This window comes from Colwellia sp. (genome assembly GCF_013214175.1).
Lineage (GTDB): Bacteria > Pseudomonadota > Gammaproteobacteria > Enterobacterales > Alteromonadaceae > Colwellia.
Genome location: NZ_JABSPA010000001.1, coordinates 49617 through 71718, shown reverse-complemented (window position 1 = coordinate 71718; position 22102 = coordinate 49617). Strand labels below are relative to the sequence as shown.

At 37.2% G+C, this 22102-nt stretch carries 18 protein-coding genes and 1 other RNA gene; 8 read left to right on the top strand and 11 right to left on the bottom strand.

Going from position 1 to position 22102, the window contains the following annotated elements; translation table 11 throughout:
• Positions 1-77: 77 nt before the first annotated feature.
• From dnaK to grpE, 3 genes are all read right to left on the bottom strand, one after another.
• Positions 78-2000 carry a molecular chaperone DnaK gene (gene dnaK, locus HRT55_RS00305; protein WP_291617946.1) on the bottom strand — a complete coding sequence of 641 codons (1923 nt, stop codon included), beginning with the start codon at positions 1998-2000 and terminating at the stop codon, positions 78-80.
• A gap of 325 nt (positions 2001-2325) precedes the next feature.
• Positions 2326-2817: a peroxiredoxin gene (locus HRT55_RS00300; protein ID WP_291617944.1), complete on the bottom strand. Its 492-nt coding sequence runs from the start codon at positions 2815-2817 to the stop codon at positions 2326-2328.
• Between the two features lie 209 nt (positions 2818-3026).
• Positions 3027-3656, bottom strand: a complete 630-nt coding sequence (gene grpE, locus HRT55_RS00295) for a nucleotide exchange factor GrpE (protein WP_291610169.1) — start codon at positions 3654-3656, stop codon at positions 3027-3029.
• 159 nt (positions 3657-3815) lie between these two features.
• Between grpE and nadK the strand changes: the two genes are divergently transcribed.
• The 3 genes from nadK (at position 3816) to HRT55_RS00280 (ending at position 7231) form a co-directional block, all read left to right on the top strand.
• On the top strand, positions 3816-4697 hold the full coding sequence (gene nadK / locus HRT55_RS00290; RefSeq protein WP_291617942.1) for an NAD(+) kinase: 882 nt from the start codon (positions 3816-3818) through the stop codon (positions 4695-4697).
• A 148-nt stretch (positions 4698-4845) separates the two neighbouring features.
• Positions 4846-6555 carry a DNA repair protein RecN gene (gene recN, locus HRT55_RS00285; RefSeq protein ID WP_291617940.1) on the top strand — a complete coding sequence of 570 codons (1710 nt, stop codon included), beginning with the start codon at positions 4846-4848 and terminating at the stop codon, positions 6553-6555.
• A 196-nt stretch (positions 6556-6751) separates the two neighbouring features.
• Positions 6752-7231: an outer membrane protein assembly factor BamE gene (locus HRT55_RS00280; protein WP_291617938.1), complete on the top strand. Its 480-nt coding sequence runs from the start codon at positions 6752-6754 to the stop codon at positions 7229-7231.
• Between the two features lie 103 nt (positions 7232-7334).
• Here HRT55_RS00280 and HRT55_RS00275 read toward each other — a convergent pair whose 3' ends face one another.
• Both HRT55_RS00275 and HRT55_RS00270 read right to left on the bottom strand, forming a co-directional pair.
• Complete coding sequence (locus HRT55_RS00275; RefSeq protein ID WP_291617937.1) at positions 7335-7730, bottom strand: RnfH family protein; 396 nt, start codon at positions 7728-7730, stop codon at positions 7335-7337.
• On the bottom strand, positions 7727-8173 hold the full coding sequence (locus HRT55_RS00270) for a type II toxin-antitoxin system RatA family toxin (RefSeq protein WP_291617935.1): 447 nt from the start codon (positions 8171-8173) through the stop codon (positions 7727-7729). The genes HRT55_RS00275 and HRT55_RS00270 overlap by 4 nt, the downstream gene beginning before the upstream one ends.
• 189 nt (positions 8174-8362) lie before the next feature.
• Between HRT55_RS00270 and smpB the strand changes: the two genes are divergently transcribed.
• Positions 8363-8854, top strand: coding sequence for an SsrA-binding protein SmpB (smpB, locus tag HRT55_RS00265; protein WP_019025713.1), 492 nt, complete (start codon positions 8363-8365; stop codon positions 8852-8854).
• Between the two features lie 152 nt (positions 8855-9006).
• Positions 9007-9357: a transfer-messenger RNA gene (gene ssrA, locus HRT55_RS00260) on the top strand.
• Between the two features lie 478 nt (positions 9358-9835).
• On the opposite strand, the gene HRT55_RS00255 is transcribed toward ssrA, so the two are convergent.
• A complete protein-coding gene (locus tag HRT55_RS00255) occupies positions 9836-11782 on the bottom strand; it encodes a DUF262 domain-containing HNH endonuclease family protein (RefSeq protein WP_287206327.1) in 1947 nt (648 codons plus the stop codon).
• 822 nt (positions 11783-12604) lie between these two features.
• Entirely contained in the window at positions 12605-13093 is a 489-nt protein-coding gene (locus HRT55_RS00250; protein ID WP_287206324.1) for a hypothetical protein, read from the bottom strand.
• 589 nt (positions 13094-13682) lie between these two features.
• Here HRT55_RS00250 and HRT55_RS00245 point away from each other — a divergent pair.
• Positions 13683-14375, top strand: a complete 693-nt coding sequence (locus HRT55_RS00245) for a VC0807 family protein (RefSeq protein ID WP_291613031.1) — start codon at positions 13683-13685, stop codon at positions 14373-14375.
• Between the two features lie 605 nt (positions 14376-14980).
• Positions 14981-15709, top strand: a complete 729-nt coding sequence (locus tag HRT55_RS00240; RefSeq protein ID WP_291617928.1) for a hypothetical protein — start codon at positions 14981-14983, stop codon at positions 15707-15709.
• Between the two features lie 209 nt (positions 15710-15918).
• On the opposite strand, the gene HRT55_RS00235 is transcribed toward HRT55_RS00240, so the two are convergent.
• The 3 genes from HRT55_RS00235 to HRT55_RS00225 form a co-directional block, all read right to left on the bottom strand.
• Positions 15919-16452, bottom strand: coding sequence for a hypothetical protein (locus tag HRT55_RS00235; RefSeq protein ID WP_291617927.1), 534 nt, complete (start codon positions 16450-16452; stop codon positions 15919-15921).
• Positions 16442-17185, bottom strand: coding sequence for a DNA/RNA non-specific endonuclease (locus tag HRT55_RS00230; protein WP_291613025.1), 744 nt, complete (start codon positions 17183-17185; stop codon positions 16442-16444). Before HRT55_RS00230 ends, HRT55_RS00235 begins: the two co-directional genes overlap by 11 nt.
• A 440-nt stretch (positions 17186-17625) precedes the next feature.
• Positions 17626-18933, bottom strand: a complete 1308-nt coding sequence (locus HRT55_RS00225) for a hypothetical protein (RefSeq protein ID WP_291617925.1) — start codon at positions 18931-18933, stop codon at positions 17626-17628.
• 316 nt (positions 18934-19249) lie between these two features.
• Between HRT55_RS00225 and HRT55_RS00220 the strand changes: the two genes are divergently transcribed.
• Positions 19250-21403: a PKD domain-containing protein gene (locus HRT55_RS00220; RefSeq protein ID WP_291617923.1), complete on the top strand. Its 2154-nt coding sequence runs from the start codon at positions 19250-19252 to the stop codon at positions 21401-21403.
• Positions 21404-21482: 79 nt separating this feature from the next.
• On the opposite strand, the gene HRT55_RS00215 is transcribed toward HRT55_RS00220, so the two are convergent.
• The gene (locus HRT55_RS00215) at positions 21483-21866 is read right to left on the bottom strand and encodes a hypothetical protein (protein WP_291617922.1); all 384 of its coding nucleotides are present in this window, start codon (positions 21864-21866) and stop codon (positions 21483-21485) included.
• Positions 21867-22102 lie beyond the last annotated feature (236 nt).

The window sequence follows — 22102 nt, the reverse complement described above, 5'->3', positions numbered from 1 at the left end:
GAGCGTATGACTATACGTGAGTACCTTCGCCGCAGAAATTAAGCGATATAACGACAGCTAAGCGAATAAAAAACTAATTACTTGTCGTCTTTAACTTCTTCAAACTCAGCATCTACTACGTCGTCTGCCTGTGCGCCAGCATCAGTTGCTTGATCAGCACCTTCTGGAGCAGCTTGTGCTTGTTGCTTAGCTTGAGCAATTTCCATTAACTTAGCTGATGCTTCCATTAACGCTTGAGTTTTTGTATCAATCGCTTCTTTATCATCAGCTTTAACGGCTTCTTCAAGCTCAGTTAATGCTGTTTCAATTTTCTCTTTGTCTTCTGCTGGTAACTCTTCGCCCGCTTCTTCGATTTGCTTGCGAGTGCTATGAATCATGCCATCAGCTTGGTTACGTGCAGTAACTAACTCTTCAAACTTAGCATCGGCATCAGCATTTGCTTCAGCGTCACGTACCATTTGCTCTACTTCTTCATCAGATAAACCAGAAGAAGCTTTGATAGTGATTTTTTGCTCTTTACCCGTATTTTTGTCTTTAGCAGTAACATGCAAGATACCATCGGCATCGATATCGAAAGTTACTTCGATTTGCGGCTGTCCACGAGGAGCAGCAGGAATACCTTCAAGGTTAAATTGACCTAAAGATTTGTTAGCTGAGGCTTGCTTACGCTCACCTTGACAAACATGTACAGTAACAGCAGATTGATTATCATCAGCTGTAGAGAAAGTTTGTGATTGCTTGGTTGGAATAGTCGTGTTTTTATCAATAACATTTGTCATCACACCACCTGCAGTCTCAATACCTAAAGACAAAGGTGTAACATCAAGCAACAATACATCAGTTACTTCGCCAGAAAGAACACCGGCTTGAATCGCAGCACCAGAAGCTACTGCTTCATCTGGGTTAACATCTTTACGAGGTTCTTTACCAAAGAAGTCAGTTACCGCTTTTTGTACCATAGGCATACGTGATTGACCACCAACTAAGATAACATCATCGATGTCACTTACTGATAAATCAGCATCTTTAAGCGCCTGTTTAAGCGGTACTAACGTTGCTTTAACCATGTCTTCAACAAGAGACTCTAACTTAGCACGTGTTACTTTAATGTTCATGTGCTTAGGACCTGAACCATCAGCCGTGATGTAAGGTAAGTTAACATCCGTTTGTTGTGCTGAAGAAAGTTCACATTTCGCTTTCTCTGCCGCTTCTTTAAGACGTTGCATTGCAAGAGGATCAGACGTTAAGTCCATGCCTTGGTCTTTTTTGAATTCAGCTACAAGATAGTTGATTAAACGGTTATCGAAATCTTCACCACCTAAGTGAGTATCACCATTAGTCGCTAATACTTCAAAAGTATGTTCGCCGTCCATTTCATCAATTTCAATGATTGAAATATCGAAAGTACCACCACCTAAATCGTATACCGCAATAACTTTATCGCCTTCTTGCTTGTCCATGCCGTAAGCAAGAGCAGCAGCAGTTGGCTCGTTGATAATACGTTTAACATCAAGACCAGCAATACGACCAGCATCTTTAGTTGCTTGACGTTGTGAATCGTTAAAGTAAGCAGGAACGGTAATAACCGCTTCAGTTACTGTTTCACCAAGAAAATCTTCTGCAGTTTTTTTCATTTTCTTTAAAACTTCAGCAGATACTTGTGGCGGCGCAATTTTTTCGCCCTTTACTTCAACCCAAGCATCACCGTTGTCGGCTTTAACAATGCCAAATGGCATAATTTTAATATCACGTTGAGTTTCTTCATCTTCAAAACGACGACCAATTAAACGCTTAATAGCATATAAAGTGTTTTCTGGGTTAGTTACTGATTGACGTTTAGCAGGTTGACCTACTAATATTTCGCCTTCAGCCGTATAACCAATGATAGAAGGAGTTGTACGATCGCCTTCTGCATTTTCAATAACACGTACACTGTCGCCGTCTAATACAGCAACACATGAGTTAGTTGTTCCTAGGTCAATACCGATTATTTTGCCCATCTTGGGAGCTCCTATTCATTAGTCTTTATCTGGAAAAGATAAAGTAATATTAATTAAATTGTTTGTTGAATAGTAAGTGGGGTCGGCGAAATGCTTTTCAATAGATAACTTTAAAAAACTTTCTTTTATGTTGAAATATAGTGCAAAAAAAATTAGTAAAATAACAAGCCTTGAGCTTTACCCTGCTCACAGAGAAGCGTGCAACGACAAATAACATTAACGTCATCAGACTAATTATTTTACTTTAGCTTAAGTTCGAGTTATTGACTTAAGGCTAATTTATCCAGGTATATAAATTTTAATGATGAGGGTCACAGTTCATAATTTAAATTTTAATTATTTCTTTTAATGCTAATTCAAGGCGAGGATCGGCTTTATTGGAGCTAGACGTTTTAAAAATTATTTCATGTTTTCTATTAATGAAGAATGTTGTCGGAGTACCTCGAACATCATAAAGTTCAGCAACCTCCTCTCCCATTACCGCCGTGATAAAAAAATAACCTCTACTGTTAATTTCATCTTGGGGCAATGTTCCTTCATCTTCGTTAAAGCTAATGGATATTAACTCTACGCCTTGTTCTTGATATTTTTTTTGTAACTCGACCAAGGTGGGTTGAATTTTTTTACAATAAGGACACCAAGTAGCCCAAAAATGGAGAATAACTGGCTTGTTTTTATATTGGGCTAAACTAATTAGCTGCCCGTCTTGGGTTTTTAGCTGCCAAGGTTTTGCTGTTTCATAGGCTTGCAGGCTAAAACTGATGACAATTAAAGTGCTAATAAAAATATAAGATACGGTTCTTAGCAGTTGATTCATTATAAAAATCACGAATAAAAGAATGGTATAGTAAAAGACCTGCTTTTCGCCAATATCTTTCAGCGTGATTCATACATAAAAGTGTGTAGGTAAAAAGTACATATAAAAAAAGCAAAGGCATAGACCTTTGCTTTTTTATTTAAACAACGTTAACTCGTTTAAAATAATAAGTTAACGCTATCTGTTAATACTCTTGTTAAAAGAGGGTGTTAAGCCGTAGCGTCAACAATCGGTGCCGCTTTAGATACCATCACCATAGCTGGACGAATTAAACGACCATTAAGCTCATAACCTTTTTGCATTACCGCAATAACTGTATTTGGCGCTACATCTGGAACTTCTTGCATAGACATGGCTTGATGAAGTTCAGGGTTAAAAGGTTGGTCTTTTGGATCAACCGCATTTACGCCAAATTTTTCTAATGAGGAAATTAAACCTTGCAGGGTTAATTCAACACCTTCGATAATACCTTTGTTACTTTCATCTTCTTTATCGATACTTTGTAAAGCACGTTCTAAGTTATCAACGCTTGTTAACATTTCACCGGCAAATTTTTCTAAAGCAAATTTACGTGCTTTTTCTACATCTTGCGCTGCGCGACGGCGAATATTATCAACTTCTGCCTTAGCACGAATAACCGAGTCTTTTTGATCGGCAACAGTAGATTTTGCTGCAGCTAACGCTAACTCTAACTCGTTAATTTTTTCTTGCTCAGCACTAATCACTTCAGCAACAGGCTCAGCCTGCTCTTCTACTTGTCCTTCAACTTGCTTTACAATGTCATCGGCTAATTGCTCAGCGTTTAACTCTTCTTCGTTGTTTTTTGACTCTGTTGTCATGGAATAAACCTCAATTTGTGTAACTAATGCAAACATTATGGGGGCTGTGAAAAAGGATTCAAGCGTGATTTAATACATTTTATAAAAAAGTGAACTTTACAAGCGGATAAAATCCAGCGAAACTGGCCCTATACCTAGCAAACTAAGTAAATAATCGTTATGGCTCAATTATATAAAACTATAGGCCTTATTGGCAAACCAAATCACGATGGTGCCAGTGCCACAATAAAAACCTTACATGACTATTTATTAGCTAATAAATATCACGTGATTGTTGAACAGTCTGTAGCACAATCTCTCGATATAAAAAATATGACCATCGGTAAATTAACCGACATTGGTGAGCAAGCAGATTTAGCCATTGTTGTTGGTGGTGATGGCTACATGCTCGGCGCTGCTCGGGTGCTTGCTTGTTTTGATATCGGAGTAATTGGTGTGAACCGCGGTAACTTAGGTTTTCTAACCGATCTTTCACCTGCTGAAATTATCGAACCCCTAGCACAAATACTCGCGGGTGAGTCTCGTAGTGAACAACGCTTTATTATTGAAGCTGAAGTGTATCGCCATGGCAAACTGAAAAGCTCAAACAGTGCCGTTAATGAAGCGGTACTGCATGCCGGTAAAGTTGCCAGTATGATCGAGTTTGAGGTTTATATTGATGATAGCTTTATGTTTAGCCAGCGCTCTGACGGCTTAATAGTGTCCACTCCAACTGGCTCAACGGCTTATTCAATGTCTGCTGGCGGACCTATTTTAACTCCTAACCTTAATGCACTATCACTGGTACCAATGTTTCCGCATACGCTAACCAGTCGTCCTATTGTTGTCGATGGTAATAGTGAGATTAAATTGATACTCGCCAATGATAACCATGAAAATTTACAAGTAAGTTGTGATGGTCATGTGATTTTATCGGTAATGCCTGGCGATGAAGTTATTATTAAAAAGAGCGAATGCAGTATTCGCTTAATTCATCCGCTTGATCACAATTACTTTAACGTATTAAGAAATAAATTAAGTTGGGGTAATAAACTCTATTAGCCCGTTTTATCTGCTCTACAGATAAATAACGGTTAGACACCTATCAAAAAATAAGCCAATAGTTTCAAATAAGCTTGAATAAAACCCAGTTACTGTATAAATTAACAGGTACTGGTTTTATATTCATGCTTATTGCTAAAGGTTAACTATGCTACTGCAACTTAACATTCAAAATTTCGCCATTGTCCGTTCTTTAGATATTGATTGGCAAGCGGGCATGACGACAATTACCGGTGAAACTGGCGCGGGTAAATCCATTGCCATTGACGCCTTAGGTTTATGTTTAGGTGACCGAGCTACAACCAATATTGTTAGGCCAAACTGCAAAAAAGCGGATTTAGCAGCAACCTTTGAAACAAAAAAAAATAAAATGGCGAAAGCCTGGTTAAAGAAACATGAGCTTCTTGCCGAGCATGACAGCGAATGTATACTGCGTCGCGTGATATCAGCCGAAGGCCGTTCAAAATCTTATATCAATGGTAGCCAAGTGCCCTTGGTGCAATTAAAAGAAATCGGCCAACTATTAATTAATATCCATGGCCAGCATGATCATCAACTTATTGTTAAAGCCAATCAACAGTGCCGTTTACTCGATAACTTCGCTAATCACCCAAGGTTACTTAGCGAGGTAAAACATTACGCGCAACAATGGCATAAACTCAATAAAGAACTAGAAATGTTACAGCAAAGTAAGCAACAACGCGAAGCTGAACAGCAACTCATTCAATATCAAGTCACTGAACTTGATGAGTTTTCTCTTCAGCCAGATGAGTTTACCACGCTAGAAAAAGATTATAAAAGGCATAGTAACGCCCAAGATTTGCTCGATTCAACGCTAAGTTCACTACAGATTCTCTCTGAAAATGATAACTTCAATATTTTGGACTCACTTCGAGAATGTAGCGAAAATATCAGCTCCATCGCGCGGGTTGATAATCAATTAAACGATGTCGCCACTATACTTGCTGACACACTCATTCAATTAGATGAAGCAAATAACGACTTAAAACACTATTACCAGCAATTAGAGTTAGACCCACAAAGTTACGCCATTATTGAAGAGCGTTATTCCACCGCTTTACAATTAGCGAAGAAACATCAATTGTCACCAGAAAAACTAGTTAACTTTCATAGCGAATTAAAGCAGCAACTTGCTTCAATATCGGGTGATGAAACACGAATTAATACCATTATTGAAGAGTTAGAGCTGACTAAAGAGCATTATTACGAAAGTGCGGCTGCCCTATCAGCTTCAAGAATAAAGTCAGCACAAAGTCTAAGCAAGCGGATCAGTAAAAGCATGCAAGAGCTAAATATGCCCCATGGTCAGTTTTATATTGCTGTCGAGAGTAATAAGCAACAAGACAATCACACCCCGAATGACTGTAATAAAGGCAAAGAACCTATCAGTACCAATGGTGCTGATAATATTAGTTTCCAAGTGAGTATTAACCCAGGTCAAGCACTTGAGGCTATGCACAAGGTTGCTTCAGGTGGAGAATTATCACGTATCAGCTTAGCCATGCAGGTAATTCTGGCCGATAAAGTGATTACCCCAACATTAATCTTTGATGAAGTGGATGTCGGTATTAGCGGTCCAACAGCTGCCATGGTCGGTAAAAAACTACAACAGTTGTCGAAAAACACCCAAGTTATTTGTGTCACTCATTTACCACAAGTGGCTTGTAAGGGTCATCAACAACTTTTTGTCAGTAAAACAACCGATGGTGAATTAACAGAAACCCACGTAAGTGAACTAAGTGAGTCAAACCGGGTCAAAGAAATTGCTCGCTTGTTAGCTGGTGATAAAATATCACAGCACAGCTTAGCAAATGCACAAGAGCTATTAGCTAGCTAACTGCATTTATCTGCGATTGGCTTCAATAAAATGAAGCCGCTAATAACAGTAATATTTTTACTTTCAATAGCGTAGTGTAAATAGCGTTTTTTTAACTGATGTAATAAATAGCTTTGCATCCAAGCTGGGCTTGGGTATTATCCCTGCTCACACTTTTAGCCTATTTTTTAGCGCTACTTTAAGGTAAGTAAATTTTATGTATTTTCGTGTTGCCATTGTTATCACAGCCCTGACGTTATCTGCCTGCTCTAGTTGGGTATATCGCTACGATGTTCCACAAGGAAATTACCTTGAGCAAAAAAGTATTGATAAACTGCAAGTGGGTATGACCAAGGAGCAAGTTAAGTTTATTCTCGGTAGCCCGGTTGTTGTAGACGCTTTCAATGATGATACTTGGAATTATATCTACAAGTTGAAATCTGGCCGAAGTAAAAAATTCGATAAAAGAAAACAATTCACCATTAACTTTTCCGACGACAAATTAATTTCTGCTGCGGGGGACTTTGAGCTTTCTGAAAAGTTTAATACCCCATTCAATGCGCCGGCTGTACAAGCTGAGCCGGCCAATGCCAGCAAGTTCAGCACAGAGCAAGCTGATGCTGTAGAGGTTAAGCCGATGGAAGATAAGGCTGTAGAAAGTAAGCCTGCTGAAAACAAAGAGACGCTTAATAATTAGCATTACTTTTAATTAAGCTGATTTAGCAGAGATTAAAATATTGCAACAAAAAAACGGCATTTATGCCGTTTTTTATTGCCTGAATATAGCGGTTATTGAATCACTATTTCTTTGCATCTACCCGTAGTGGGTTAACCCGACCACCGGTGGTTTTATCCGCTCGCCCTTCTAATTTTGCTTTCTCTGCACGACGTTTCCTTACATCTTTAGGGTCGGCAATCAGCGGACGATACACTTCAATTCTATCAAGATCATTTACCGTATCCGTTAGCTTTACTGCTCTATTCCACACACCAACCTTGTTTACCGTTAAATCAATTTCAGGAAACAAATCGATTATTCCTGATTCAATAACGGCTTGCTCTACTGTTATACCAGCAGCAAGCAATAAGGTTAATATTTTCTGTTTATGCGGAACACCATAGACAACTTCTATGGCAATTTTATCATCTATTAATGCATCATCAGCACTATTTAACGCGGAACTAGCTAAAGTCATAATGAGACATTAACTCCGTATATCTCTTTTGCTCGTTGAGTAAACACCTGCACTAAGCTGTTACTAAAGTGACCAAAGACCTTACCGAAGGCTAATGAAACAAGTTTATTTGAAAACTCATACTCTAACTCTAAGCTTATTTTACAAGCTTCGTCTGACAAGGGTGTTAATAACCAATAGCCCTCAAGACTTTTAAAGGGTCCATCAACTAAAGATAGTTTTATTTTCTCATTAGAAACCATAGTATTTTTAGTGGTAAACCACTTACTTAAACCGCCCTTAGATACCAGTAAAGCTGCAGTAACCGTATCTTCATCTTGAGAGATAATTTTACTGTCATTACAATCAGGTAAAAAAGTAGGGTAAGCGACAATATCATTTATCAACTGATACATTTGATCAACACTGTGCATAACTAACGCACTACGACTTATGGTTGGCATTCTCTCTCCACCTTTTCTTATTCATATACTGGCCACCAATTAATGGCACTATCATAACAAAACGCAGCTAAAATCGCATTAATCTAGTCATTTATCTAAAAAACACTAATTTGCCATGTTAAAAAGCCTTTATGTCGGTATAATCACTGCGCTTGCTGCTTGTTATAGCAACGATAAATGGAACGAAAAATGGCCAAAAAGAAATCTAAAAATAAATCCAATAGCAATACTATCGCTTTAAATAAAAAGGCGAGGCACAACTACAGCCTAACTGATAAGTTTGAAGGTGGTATGAGCTTGCAAGGTTGGGAAGTAAAGAGCATCAGAAGTGGTAAAGTTAACATCTCTGATTGTTACGTACATGTTAAAAACGGTGAAGCCTATTTATTAGGAGCTGAAATATCGCCACTTAATGCCGCCTCTAGTCATGTGGTCTGTGATCCAAATCGTGATAGAAAATTATTGCTTAACCGTAGAGAGTTAGAGAAAATTACTGCTGCTGTTGAACGTGACGGTTACTCTTTGATTGCAACCGCGATGTACTGGAAAGCCTGTTGGGTAAAGCTCGAGTTTTATCTGGGTAAAGGTAAAAAAGATCATGACAAGCGCTCCGACATAAAAGACAGAGAATGGGCTGTTGATAAAGGCCGTTTAATGAAGAACAAAAACCTAGATCGTTAACTTGCTAGGTAACTTGTTAAGTAGCTTGCCATGTAAGTTGCTAGATAAGTGGTTAAAAAATACCACGTTGTCTATTCAAGTTAAGCGCTGTATACTGTGCTTATAGGCATATCGAGCCTTTGTTAGAAAAGAAATAGAAAATAGTAAACTTTGGGGCGGATCTAGGATTCGACAAGATTCATGAAACCCAAGGTGCATGCCCAGGGGCGGTTTGCCTGGTAAAAAGCCGTAAAAACTATAATTGCTAACGACGATACGTTCGCACTAGCCGCTTAGGCTAGCCATCGCCTTTAAATCTCTCCTATTGGTTAGAGGATCGATGGTCACCCCAAATAGGATAGCGAGGGAAGCACGCTTAAGGCTGAACCGCGAAATAGTATTAAGCTCACCATGACGAAGCCTGTCGCTTGGCGTCTAATTGGTTAAATAAATAAGCGACTAAGCATGTAGTACCGAGGATGTAGGCTTTTTGGACGGGGGTTCGATTCCCCCCCGCTCCACCAAAAAAACCATTTGTAACTCAATAGGTTACAAAAGAATAATTTATCGACGTCCCATTTACGTCCCTAGCGTATATGGGAATACATAAAAAATAGAGAAAAAGAAAAGGATGCCTCGGCATCCTTTTTTATTGCCTGCAATAAATCACATAAGGCTTTATTAATAGGCAACCAAGCTAACACCCTCAAGACAGTAAAATCAAAAGTACCCAATAAGTACCACTTGTTTTATAAATTACGTTATAACCTTTGAATCATACCGCAAAAAACTAAATAGTGAGCTATAAGGCTATTTGAAAAAGGCTATAGCATTGAATAAGTAGCACAAATTACAGGTGTAATATAGGCGTTATTATTTATTTTTGAAATAAAAACGGCACTAAAAAGTGCCATTAATAAAATAATAATCATTCGATAAAATTGTAGTACCTAAATTAATTGGTTATACAACCGTTCTATAAACCTATATTTAATAGTTAGATTACTTTAGTTTTTTTGCTACAAAACTCAAGCTTAAAAATTCAACTTTATTCTCTATCTTTATGCCCCATCTCGCTTCCATAAAACTTAATAACTTCACCCCTCTATCAAGGATTTCTTTAGCGGTCCACTGTTCATTTTGTGCAATTTCATTTTCTGAAAAACATCCATAAACAAAGCCAACTGTATTAGTCTTATTCGATTTTTTATCTGCAAAAGGTTTATTAGAAAAGCTTGAGTTTTTGGGTTTAGATAATGGAACCAAATTTCCTAATGAATGTCTTAAAGTTGCTTTTTGTTTAGTAGTAAATTGCGAATACAAACAAGTCCACTCTTTCTTACGAGCCTTCTGTGGATAAATATGCTCTATCGTATGAGAGTCCCTGTCATCTTGTATCAGAACATCCCAAAATAATTTATCACCATAAGTTTTTGATTGTTCTCTTAAACTTACTTCATATTCATATAAGAAATACTTAAGACCAGACCAAGTATAAAAACCGCTATTACGCTTGAAATTATCAGCTATATGTTTAATTAAATCCGTTCTCCTAATCGCCTCTTCAAGTTTTGATGTAAGTTGCTTTATAGCTATTTCAGTAGTAATTTCTTTACTATTAATTTTATTAGACAAATCAGTGAATTCAGAATCATCGACATCCATAGAAAGATGATATGAATACTGTACTAATGAAATATAAAACGCGTACCTTTCCAAAATATTTAATAAAGAAATATGTATTTTTTTATTAGTAGACGTTTTAAAAACAGTCATAATTAAAGGTAAAAATGGATTTATCCGAAGTCTATTCAACCTACCCAAACATAGATTAATCTCATCACAATAGTAACTCGACTCTGGATTCAGCATCTGATACCAAGTTTCAACTGAAACTTTTAAGCTTGTAACATAATCATTCACGTCTTTTAATGATAAGTTTTTGGTAATGTTAATGCTTTTAACAGTGAAAATTTCTTCTAATAAATAATCTTTGAAAGAGTTACGATAGCCCCTTCTAAATTGTCTACTTGATAATGTATGTTCTTTAGTTAATTTATATCCAAAATATATGATAAAGTGATTAAACAAAAATTGGTCATCATCTAATGGATTATCTTTATTTCTACCTAATTGGTGATATATTGCTTTCCAGCATAGGTTTATAGTTGTTCTTAACTGCTTCTTCTCATGAACGTCAGTATCAAACTTAGTCGATAAATATATTAGTCGATTTTTAAGTAGTTCTAAATGAGATAAAGGTTTACCCCTATTATTCATCGTTTCAAAAGTAATATAAACATCAATATCATCAGACATTGAGTAAATTGCAAAAAGAAAGTGCTGAGTTATCTTTTTGTATATAACTTCAATTTCATCAGTAGATAAATCACCAAGTTTTTCTAAAAAAAGATTTTTGGCATTAATTAAATTTTGAGTATAGATCGTAGATTCAAGAGGATATGCAACATTGTCCTTTTCATTGAAAATTTCAGCTTTTAAGAAATTGTAACTTGGGTTATCTGATTCATAACCAAATAAATAAGATCTTGAAATACCACCATCTTTGGAGTCATAAATAAATTTCTTTTTAATTTCAGGGACTGTTGTGTAATTAAGTGTACCTTCATCGCCTATGATTTCACATATACATTGAATCAATATTATTGTCGTTGTTAGACGCTGTTGTCCATCAACAACATGGAAAGGTGAGAAGCTTTTTGATTCTATAATCCAATGGTCATCAGTCCAACGACTTAATGATTCTTCAGGAGTCTCTTCTAGTGTAATAACGCCAACATAATGGTTTTTGTCTGTTTCTAATTGAATTAAATCATTCCAATAATCTTTTAAATGTTTATCAGACCAAGCATACCCCCTCTGATAATCAGGAATTCTAAATAATCTTTCCGTAAATATTTTAGAAATGGAATACAAGTCAGTTTTCATTAATCGATCCTAATAAAAAATTAAATAACATTAATAGGTGTAGATTATTAATGTTATTTAATTTTAAAACAATAGGTTAATACAATTATATAGAAGATAAGGCAATTTAATCAGACACAAAAAGATATCGTATATTACTACTGAACTCTTTTTACTCTGAAGGTTTAGCTACTAGTTAGCATTATCAAATATGATAAGAACACAGCTGTATAAAGTATATATACAAATATTAATGCCAAAAACTAAATCACTTGGGGTATTGCGCAGCACTCGCTACGCGAAGAAAAACGAACAAACAAAAACAAGACAAATCACTGTACCCCTTGGCACTTAACACCTACAGAGGAAGTCAGGAAAAACTTTACCCCCGTATTACTAAACGGGAGTAAAACCTTTCATCAATAAAATAACTGTTTCTAAGAACATTTTTTATTAACGGATAAATCCTAAAAAAATATCATACACTCCGAGGTTTTTCTTTGACTAAAGTTCTCAATCACTCTGTTTGATTAGCATCAAATTAAGCGCGACCCCCTATGCTTCTACGAAACGGGCACTTCTTAAATTGACACTATCAAGGAACTAACAGAATGCATTTATGGTTTGGCTTCTACATGCCATTTTTCAGGGCTTGAAGGATGATTTAATAGTGGGCGATGTGAGCTAAATGTAGCTAAATAAACATCAAGTGTACCCGCCTTTGCTGTGGTAAGTTTACTGATGAGTGTAACTAAGTGGCTGCTGTTTAAATCAGATGCAACACCATCTAAATGTTTAGATCTACCCGCTCCACATCTACACGGTTGGCCGCAGGATTTTAAACTAATTAATATATATTGCCCGCAGTTTTGAAGTTGTTTTATCTAATCCTAAAACCACAATGTGTTCAACATCGCCTTGGCCACGAAAAAAAACAACTAGTTTCAGAGATCCCCAGTGGTAATCAATACCGGCAAACTCATCTTTAAAATCTGTAAGAGTAAACTCCTGTTCTAAAGGATATTCACCTTCTATTTCGACCTGTTCTAATACTCTAAATACTTCGTCTAGATCTTTAGTATTCTTTGCTATTTGAGTATGTTTCGCACCCAAAACATAACCATATCCATCATTAGCCGTTTCCCAGTCTTGCTTACTAAGAGCTAACGGCAGGGTAATAGAGTTAGATAATAAGGCAAAGTCGTTTGTATTTATTGCGTTACGAAGGGAAACAGCCTGATCATCAGGTGTTACTGTAACTGATTGGTTAATGCAGCCAGAAATAAACATGGCTAAGATAGCAGCGAATAAAATATGAATATATTGACGCATGAAAGAAATCCTCCTTGAATTTCAGACGAGTATATCTCAGAAAACTATGCACCTCAAAGCAAGCTAATGACTCTAAAAATCAAAGTATGCCACTACAAAGTGTTACACAAATGCATTCAACTAAAATATAATATCTATATAAGGCAACAAGTAGGCCATTCGTGGTGGCGTTTATTGGTGGATATGGTATATCCCGCTCCACCAAATAAAGACCTTTTTAATCCATTAGTTATACCTAGTAACTTTTAGATTTGGCTATAGACAGACCACCGTCTATGATAAGAAACCGTTTAATTGCGGTTTTTTTATATCTAAAATTTATCATGTACTCGTTTTATTTATCTTCAGTACACTAATAGCTAGTAAGTAGTTTAAATGAGCACTGAAAAAGTTAGCTGGAAGGCACATAAAAATAGGAAGATATATTGTTATAATAAGTGGGGAACTCTCGAGATAAAATTTACCCTGACCACATTTACTCACGAGCTTTAAAAGTTGACTTAGAGACCGTAGTGACAGTTTACTTAATAAAAACACTTAGCTTAGCAACGCAAAGATAAACAATAAAAGAATATCCAGGTAATAAAATATGACAACGAAAAAACCGAAAAACAACCCATTATTGGAAATTATCTTTAATGTAGCCCTACCTTCTTGGGTTCTAATGAAGTTTTCCAGTCCTGAATATTTTGGGGTAGTGGCGGGATTAATCATAGCGCTAGCATTCCCTCTCGGGTATGCCGTTTATGATTACCTTAGAACTAAAGAAATGAACCTAATATCTGTATTTGGCTTTTTAAGTACCCTATTAACAGGTGGGATTGCCTTGTTTGAGTTAGGTGTCCATTGGCTCGCAATCAAAGAAGCCTCTATTCCGGCGTTAATCGCTGTATTTGTCGTGTTCTCTGGTGTGTATGGTAAACCTTTAATCGCAAAATTATTATTGAATGAATCAATGTTGAAGGTCGAACTGATATATGAAAAACTTTGTGCATCAGGGAAGACTGAGCTATTTAAAGCTAAAATAGGATTTGCTAATAAGTTATTGGCATTAACGTTTATCTTTTCAGCCGTAATGAATTATGTATTAGCAAAGTGGCTTGTAACGAGTCCTGCTGGGACAGTTTCTTTTAATGAAGAACTAGGTCATATGACCTTAATGAGTTATCCCATCATTGCAATACCATCAATGATAATGCTTGGTGGCCTTATGTTTTATGTTAGCAAGGTAATAAATAATTTAACTGGTTATAAATTTGCTGATTTATTGGTAGAACAATAAATCAGTTGCAGTAAGTAATTTAGAAGGGAAATAATACAAAGAGGAAATTACGGGAAGCTTCCTCTTTGATGTGACTTTTATTATTGGTTATAGACAGAGCACCGGCTATGATAAGACACCGCTTAATTGCGGTTTTTTATTCCTGAAATTTACTCATGGCTACAAAAGTATAACGATTAACGGTGAGTGTCCTTATTCTCAAGCTTCGCCCTCGCCGTCAGCTACTAAAACAAACGCGCCTAAACCATAAAAACCAACAAAATCAACAGACCACGCACAACCACCTTCCTATCTTCATATTTAATTTTTAGTCTTTTATTGCGTAATGATGTGTGTCATAGTCAATTAACGGTTAATAAATAGTTAACTATTGGTTAAATAAAAGCCTTGTTGCTTATTATCTATTGAGGTAATTCACCAAGTAAATAGGCCATTTGTTATGTTAAGCCTGTAATAAATGTGTTGCTCATTTGGCAAAAGTTATTATGGGCCAAAAATTTTCACAGCAATGATGTCGTTACTTTTTTGTTATGCAGCGAAGCTGAAAAAATAACGACAGGTATGAAAAAATTAAATGTTATTAATCTAAAATAAGGAAGTTCATCATGGATAATACTCAATACCGTCAGTTTCTAAATAACCCTGTTACTTTTCTCAATGGTGGCCCGGTTAGCCGTTTAAGAATAAATGTAACCACGCCTGGTGTACCGTTTCGCAACACCATAAAATCCACTGAAAATTTTAACGGCAGTGTGCCAACATCTTTTCAGTATTCTGACTCCCGAGTCACACCTATATCTCTTCGTTATGACAATACCGGAATTGCGCCAACCAGCGCGTTATGGGCGCAAACAACTCGCCCCCCCGCCGGAAACTTTGTTAATGATCGCGCTTATTATTTACAATGGAGTGCAGATCAGGCTTATGCCATTGAATTAAAGCATGAAGCACAACTGTTCTTTACCGCTCAGGTGGACGGTTGCGGCATTCTTGTTTTTGAAACGCCACAGAAACTCATTATTGTCCATCACAACATTCAAGTTGCAGCAGCAGGCCAGAGTTTTCTGCAGTCGGTGTTTGAGTCACAAGGAAATTACCGAGCTCGTGATAGAAATAACCGTTTTGATGCTCGGGCCAGAGCACTACAGGATCTTTCCGCGCACATCATTGCCAATAACCCAGGCATCACCGGTGGTACCTCGTTAGATGCCCGCCAATACATGGCAACTGGCCATGCTGCTAGTGTCTTTGGTATTAAGCGTGGCGGACGCTGGCGCATCTATGTAAACAGTAAAACTGGCGCTAATTACCGCACTAAATTAATGTACGGCTAATTAAAATAGAGTAATAACAGGCTGGTGAAATTGCGGACATAGATAAGTAAGCCTGATAAGCCCATAACCGGTACCTAAAAATGCCAGTTATGGGAGAATACATCAGTTCTTATGTAATGCCCTATTCAGCTTTTATCCAGATATTTCATTCAGACTTAAGCTACTTTTTTATCTAGTTCGCTTTCCTTGTTATATCGAAAAAATTGCAGCTATTTGGACCCGGCTATTAACTTAGGCCTTTGAGCAAAAAACTCAATTGTACTGACGATTTGGTTAATTCCTTTTGAACCTCCGGCCATTAACGCGCCCATGGTGAAAAGCTCAAAAACGTCAAACATAATTATTTGCACCGCCGAGGCGTCATCGAAGTCGAACATACCTGTAAAAATTCTAATGCCAACTACAGCCATTAAGACACCCAAACTAAACCCTACCCATGCCGTTTTTCGAGCAGTATCTGCTTTATAAAAGCTTAATTTAGCTATCTCCAACTTATCACCCATAGCCAGGGATATGTCGTTTTCTACTTTAGCTCTACCCGGTGCTCTATATAAGATGACATATAGCTCAACCACCCGCTCAACGATTAAGGATAAGAATAGTAGCCTCAAAAGCAGTAGAAAAAAGTCTTTTGGCGTTTCAAAACCTATCCAGACAAGACCGTGTCCAAAATCTAAAAAATGTGAAGCTGCTGACAATAGAACAATAATGAATATGCTCAACCAAAGTGACTTATGATACATATGCTTTGCACCCCTTATTATATTTAAACTTTTTGCCAAATTTTACTTCCAACGAATTGAGAAGTGATTTAATTTCTTCATATTCCACACGTGCAATTAATTGCTCTATGCCCACGGCATAGTGCTGAAGTTTTGAAGCTCGTGCATCGTTGGCATTTGGAACAATCCAAGCAGAGAAGTATTTTTGACTTTTATATTCACCTACTAATACCCTCCAAAAATAATCAGGCGTTCTAATACCATGACTATTAACGAATAAATCATTCCTACTATCAGTCCCCCAAATTACGCCACCATAATTAACAACATCAAAGCTATCTCTGTAGCATTCAACTAACTCTTCAGTTCTTTTCCATGCTCCGCGATTCAACTGCAAAGTTTGCGGCAGTACATTTGCCATAAAATTTGCTTCCTTTAATGCGGCCTTGTCGAAATCAAAATGGTTCGCAGCGGCTAGTTGAGCTCTGTGGTATTTAGATTCAAAATCGTTGTAGTGGCTATAGGCTTCACGTGATAATTGCTGACAAGATTGAGGTAAGCTCGGGTCATCATAAAAAGAATTATATTTAGTCTTATTCCCCTTGTCTTCAGATGCCACATAGTAGAATGCAATTGAAGCTCTTTCCTTACAATCAACCCAGAGCTTGTAATGAGTATATTGCTGTTCAACTAGAGCTTGAGCGTTGGTTATATAAAGTGTCGGTATGAGAAAAAATAGCGTTAAAATACGCAACGTTACTTCCTTGTGGTTAATATTATTAAATTGTTAAATCTTTGTACTATCAACGTTTAAAAGAGTCAACCAAATACTGATTGATGTTTGCTAACTTACCTTCTAACTTTATGTATTGGGTGCAAGAAGCTAAATAGGCAAGCCATAATAATTTAATGGCAATATAGATAAATATTATGAGAGACATCTTAAGAAAGGCTGAAGCATGATTTATTTTGATGTCTATATAGCTATAGATATATTCCACTTTATGCCGTGAGTTAACAGCATAAAGTGGAATGTATTGAGTAATACCTTGGCTCTTATTTAGCTGTGAATTAGCCTTTATCAAAATAACCTCCCCCCTTAAATACGGGGAAAACGGCCTTGAATCTATTTATGATTAAATTCAAAGACTGTCTAAAAGATTTATTCTAAAATAGGCAGTTACACAGAATTCTTTACTGGATGCCACCCCAAATTACTTTCATGGCATCCGCTACGGTTGCAGAGCCTTCATCACCATCATGCTCTCGAGTAAGACTTACTTTGATAGTTTCCCCCTTTTGTACTTGCATAGCCGCAAGAGATACCCATTGGCCACCTATGCTATTTTGATCTTTAGTGACTACTAAGTTATTAGTTCCGGTTGAAATAACATATTCAGCCGAGCCATCTCGGTTATATGAAGAGCCGCTTGACTTGGTATTAGTCCACCAAGCATAAACATGGTATGTACCCGTTTGATCAACCGTTGTACTCCAGCTAGTATTTTCACCTTCGCTGTTAGTATATCGAGACTTACTAAGCCCTTTAGATGGGAAGTTATCTACCGCACCTGAGTTGCTCCAGTCATTAGACTCATAATATCCTTTATAATCAAAATCAATTAACACAGCTGCCGGGGAGCAAGGGAAAGTAGCAACATTGTCATTACAAAAATAATTAGTCATAAAGGTATTAATGTTATCTGCCATATTATCGCTAAAGTACTCTCTTTGACTTTCTGAAAAGCGAATATTGCTACCTATCTCAAATTGAATAGCATCTAGACCTAATAAATTATGACTACCATTATGTTTTAGGGTAGTACCGCCACTTAAAGCACCTTCAGGCGTTGGATCGGAAGTAGTCGGAATATGTGAATTTTCAGGTTCAACCGTAAAGCCTTGCTGGGATAATAAACCAAAGAAGCCATTACCACCGACAATCGAATCCCAACCATGTTCAGCGACCAAGTTTTGCACCGAGATTCCATTTCGGGTTCCTCGAATAATTTTATCTGGTTGCAGTGCTTGACCATGAATATCTAATAAGACTCCCTTGCCGAACTTTTGTTTTATTTCCTTAATATATTCAACAACTTTACTTTGATAGCTATCATAATAAAGCTGTGCAGCTTGGCTTTCATAAGCTTGATGTTCTGGGCGGTTAGCATCAATATATTTACGATGAAACTCAGCTGTGACGATATAAGGGATACCACCATATTTTTGTTCATATTTAGCTTGAATATCTTGGGCGATACCTTTAGTCCAGCTATCTTTTACCGTATTAAAGTCTTCAACCGTAACCCCTTGCATATTCGTACCGGTTCTAATACTGACATTATCTGGCTGTGAACTACCACCGTGCGGCGCAGTAATGAGTACAGGGATAGTACCCTGAGTGAAAGAAACTAAGTTTTCACTTTCGCCATAGACTTGAGCACATGTAATAGACAGAACAAAGGAATAACAACATTTAAAAAGAGTATTTTTTTTTATCATTTTTTTATCTCCAGTATGTTTTTTGTTGCCTAAAAAAAAGACAGACCATAAATAAGAACATAGCGAAATAGAGCAAGCAATTAACAAACCTTATCAAGGTCATACCTAAAGGTTATGAGGAATCAAGATTTAAGTACTGCTGAGTTGTAATCAAGCAACGATACTTTTTGTCTTCAAATAATTTTTATACATATTACGGTAACGTTAATAAAATGTGATCACAATGTTAATTTAGTACTATAGTTTATTTGGTTTTAATCGAGCATTGGGTAGGAGAGGTACCAATGCTAACTCAAAAAATGTGAAAGGAACTTAAATGAAAACATTATTTACCACACTTGGGCTATGTCTTTTTGTTAGTAATTCTGTCGTTGCTAATGAAGTCTCCCCTACAAGCAACACCCCCGTAATTATTGCTGATCATAAATCTGCAGATGTAAATTTTAACCCTAACCAATCGACTCAGTTATCAATAAATGCCGAGAATTCAGCTGAAAGAGTGCAAGAATTTACCATTGAAAGCGCAGGGGCAAGTTTTATTAAGGTGCACTTTAAGGTATTTAATATACCCAATGGTGCTTATGTATTAGTGTCGAGCCAAGATGGTAGTGAAGTTTATCGTTATGATAATGCAACAAATACCCCAAGAACTTTTAATACCTTAAAAGGTGAAAATGGCACTGTGCAATTTTCAGCAATGTCTGTATTTGGTGAAAAAGCGCTGGTTAAGCTTGTACTTCCCGTGAATGTACAGTGGTTGCCTTCACATCAATTAGTGATTGATAGCTATAAAGCAGGTACTGAAAATGATTTGCCAACAAATGACTCTGAATTAATTAATAGCCTGCAAGTGCAAGGTAATATCGATATGTCATCAGATATTGGCATTGAATCAACGTGTGGTGTTAATGAACGTAAAGATGTGCAATGTTGGGCATCAAGTAACCCGATAGAGTATGAACGTACCCGCCCTGTTGCCCGTTTATTAATGGCTGGTAGTGGTTTATGTACTGGTTGGCGCGTTGGCTCAGGCAATCATTTATTCACTAACAACCATTGTTTAGATAATGAAGCAAGATTGCAAGATACTGAAATATGGTTTAATTACCAACATACCTCTTGTGACGGCAGTACGCTAGATTCTGTTGTAAAAGTCACCGGTCAATCTCTACTTAAAACAGACTACAACCTAGATTACGCATTGTTTACAGTTAATAACTTCGCCAGTATTGCCGGTTTTGGTTACTTTGGCCTCGATGTCAGAAGCCCAGCCCAAGGCGAGCTCATTTATATTCCTCAGCATGGCTCAGGTAATCCGAAAGAATTGTCTATTCAAAGCGATCAAAACAGTGGTGGTTTATGCCAAATAGATGTGGTTTCTGCCAATGGTCGAGCTACAGGTACAGATACTGGGTATTTCTGTGACACTATTGGTGGCTCTTCAGGTTCACCTGTACTGGCAAGCAGTTCAAATAATGTAATTGCCTTACATCACTTTGGTGGCTGTGAAAACCAAGGGGTAAGAATTGATAAAATATGGCCACAAGTTGCCAGTATTTTTGGTAATACAGTGCCTGTTGGTGATAACGGCGGCGGTGGTACTAATCAGCCACCAGTGGCAATTATTTCTAAAAACTGTACTGAGTTAACTTGTAATTTTGATGGCGCTGGCTCTTCAGATACCGACGGTTCAATTACTGATTACCAATGGAACTTTGGTGATGGTAGTTCAGCGTTTGGCGATCAAGTGCAACATACTTTCAGCAGTAGTGGTACTTATAATGTATCACTAACTGTGGCTGATAATGGTGGCGCAACCAATACTGACACACTTGCAGTTGCCGTAAACACTAGTGGTAATGGCGGTTTAACATCAGGTATTGTCTTATCAAGCCTTGCCGGCGCAAAAGATTATGAGCAAGTATTTTATATTGATACCACACAAGTAAATACTCGTGTTGATGTACAACTAAGTGGCGGTACAGGAGATGCTGATCTTTATGTGAAAAAAGGTACTATCCCCACCAAAAGTGATTATGATTGTCGTCCGTTTGTTGGTGGCAATAATGAAAGCTGTGATGTGCAGTTAGCCAGTGCTGGCAGAGTATATATTAAGTTGATTGGCTACAGTGCTTATAGCGGCGCTTCGCTAGTTGCCACTAATACGGTCTCTACGCCTAGTGATTTTCCAAAAACGGGCTTAGCCGCAACAACAGGAAACTGGCTACAATACACTTATACCGCACAAACAGCTGAAACCGTAACGGTTAACACTGCTGGTGGTAGTGGTGATGCCGATTTATATACCAGTAAAACCGGTCAACCTACAACAAATAGTTATAGTTGTCGTCCCTATAAAAGCGGCAACAATGAAACTTGTTCAGTGCAATTAGGCGCTGGTGAAACCGTCTATATTGGGTTAAAAGCTTATTCGAGCTTTTCAGGTGTTACGCTAAACGCACAGCCATAGAATATTTAAGGTTCATATAAAAATCCCTAAACAAAGTTAGGGATTTTTATTATCAACGGTAATAGTTAACAGCAATTGTTTAGTTCGCCCCTGTTGGTGGCGGTGGTGCATTTTTTTTCTGATTGTTGGCTACTTCTTCATGGCCATGGGCTTGAGGTGTAGTGTAACGACCATCTTTTGATTTATTTGAGCTAATAGGCGGTGGTGGCGCGTTTCTTACATAGCTATTTTCATCCACCAAAGGCGTTTTTTGCTCAGACTTAGTATCACTCGCTAAGGTCACTGGTTTAGTTTCATTACTCAATGAAGCCGGTTGCTCTTTTACCTGCAGAACTTCAGCTTTCTCTTGAGATGGGCGTTGCTGGGTTTTCGCCGAATCGACGTCATCACCTAAAAAACTATAACTAAAGGCAACAACGATACCCGCTATTAAAGCAGCCGTTAATAATGTTGTTTTATTCATATTTAACTCACAAAAATGTATATTGAATACAATAAAGGTAACATACCCTAAAAGAAAATAACAAGGTGATATTGTTTGAAATTTCATCAGTCGAGTTACTTTCAACCTAGAAAACCCCCTCGAACATGCCAACAAGTTAACTAGAAGTTAATTAATTTAACATTTTTTCAATATTTACCATAATTAAAATATTGATGTTTTATTGTTTGTATACATACAGATAGTATTAAAAACAA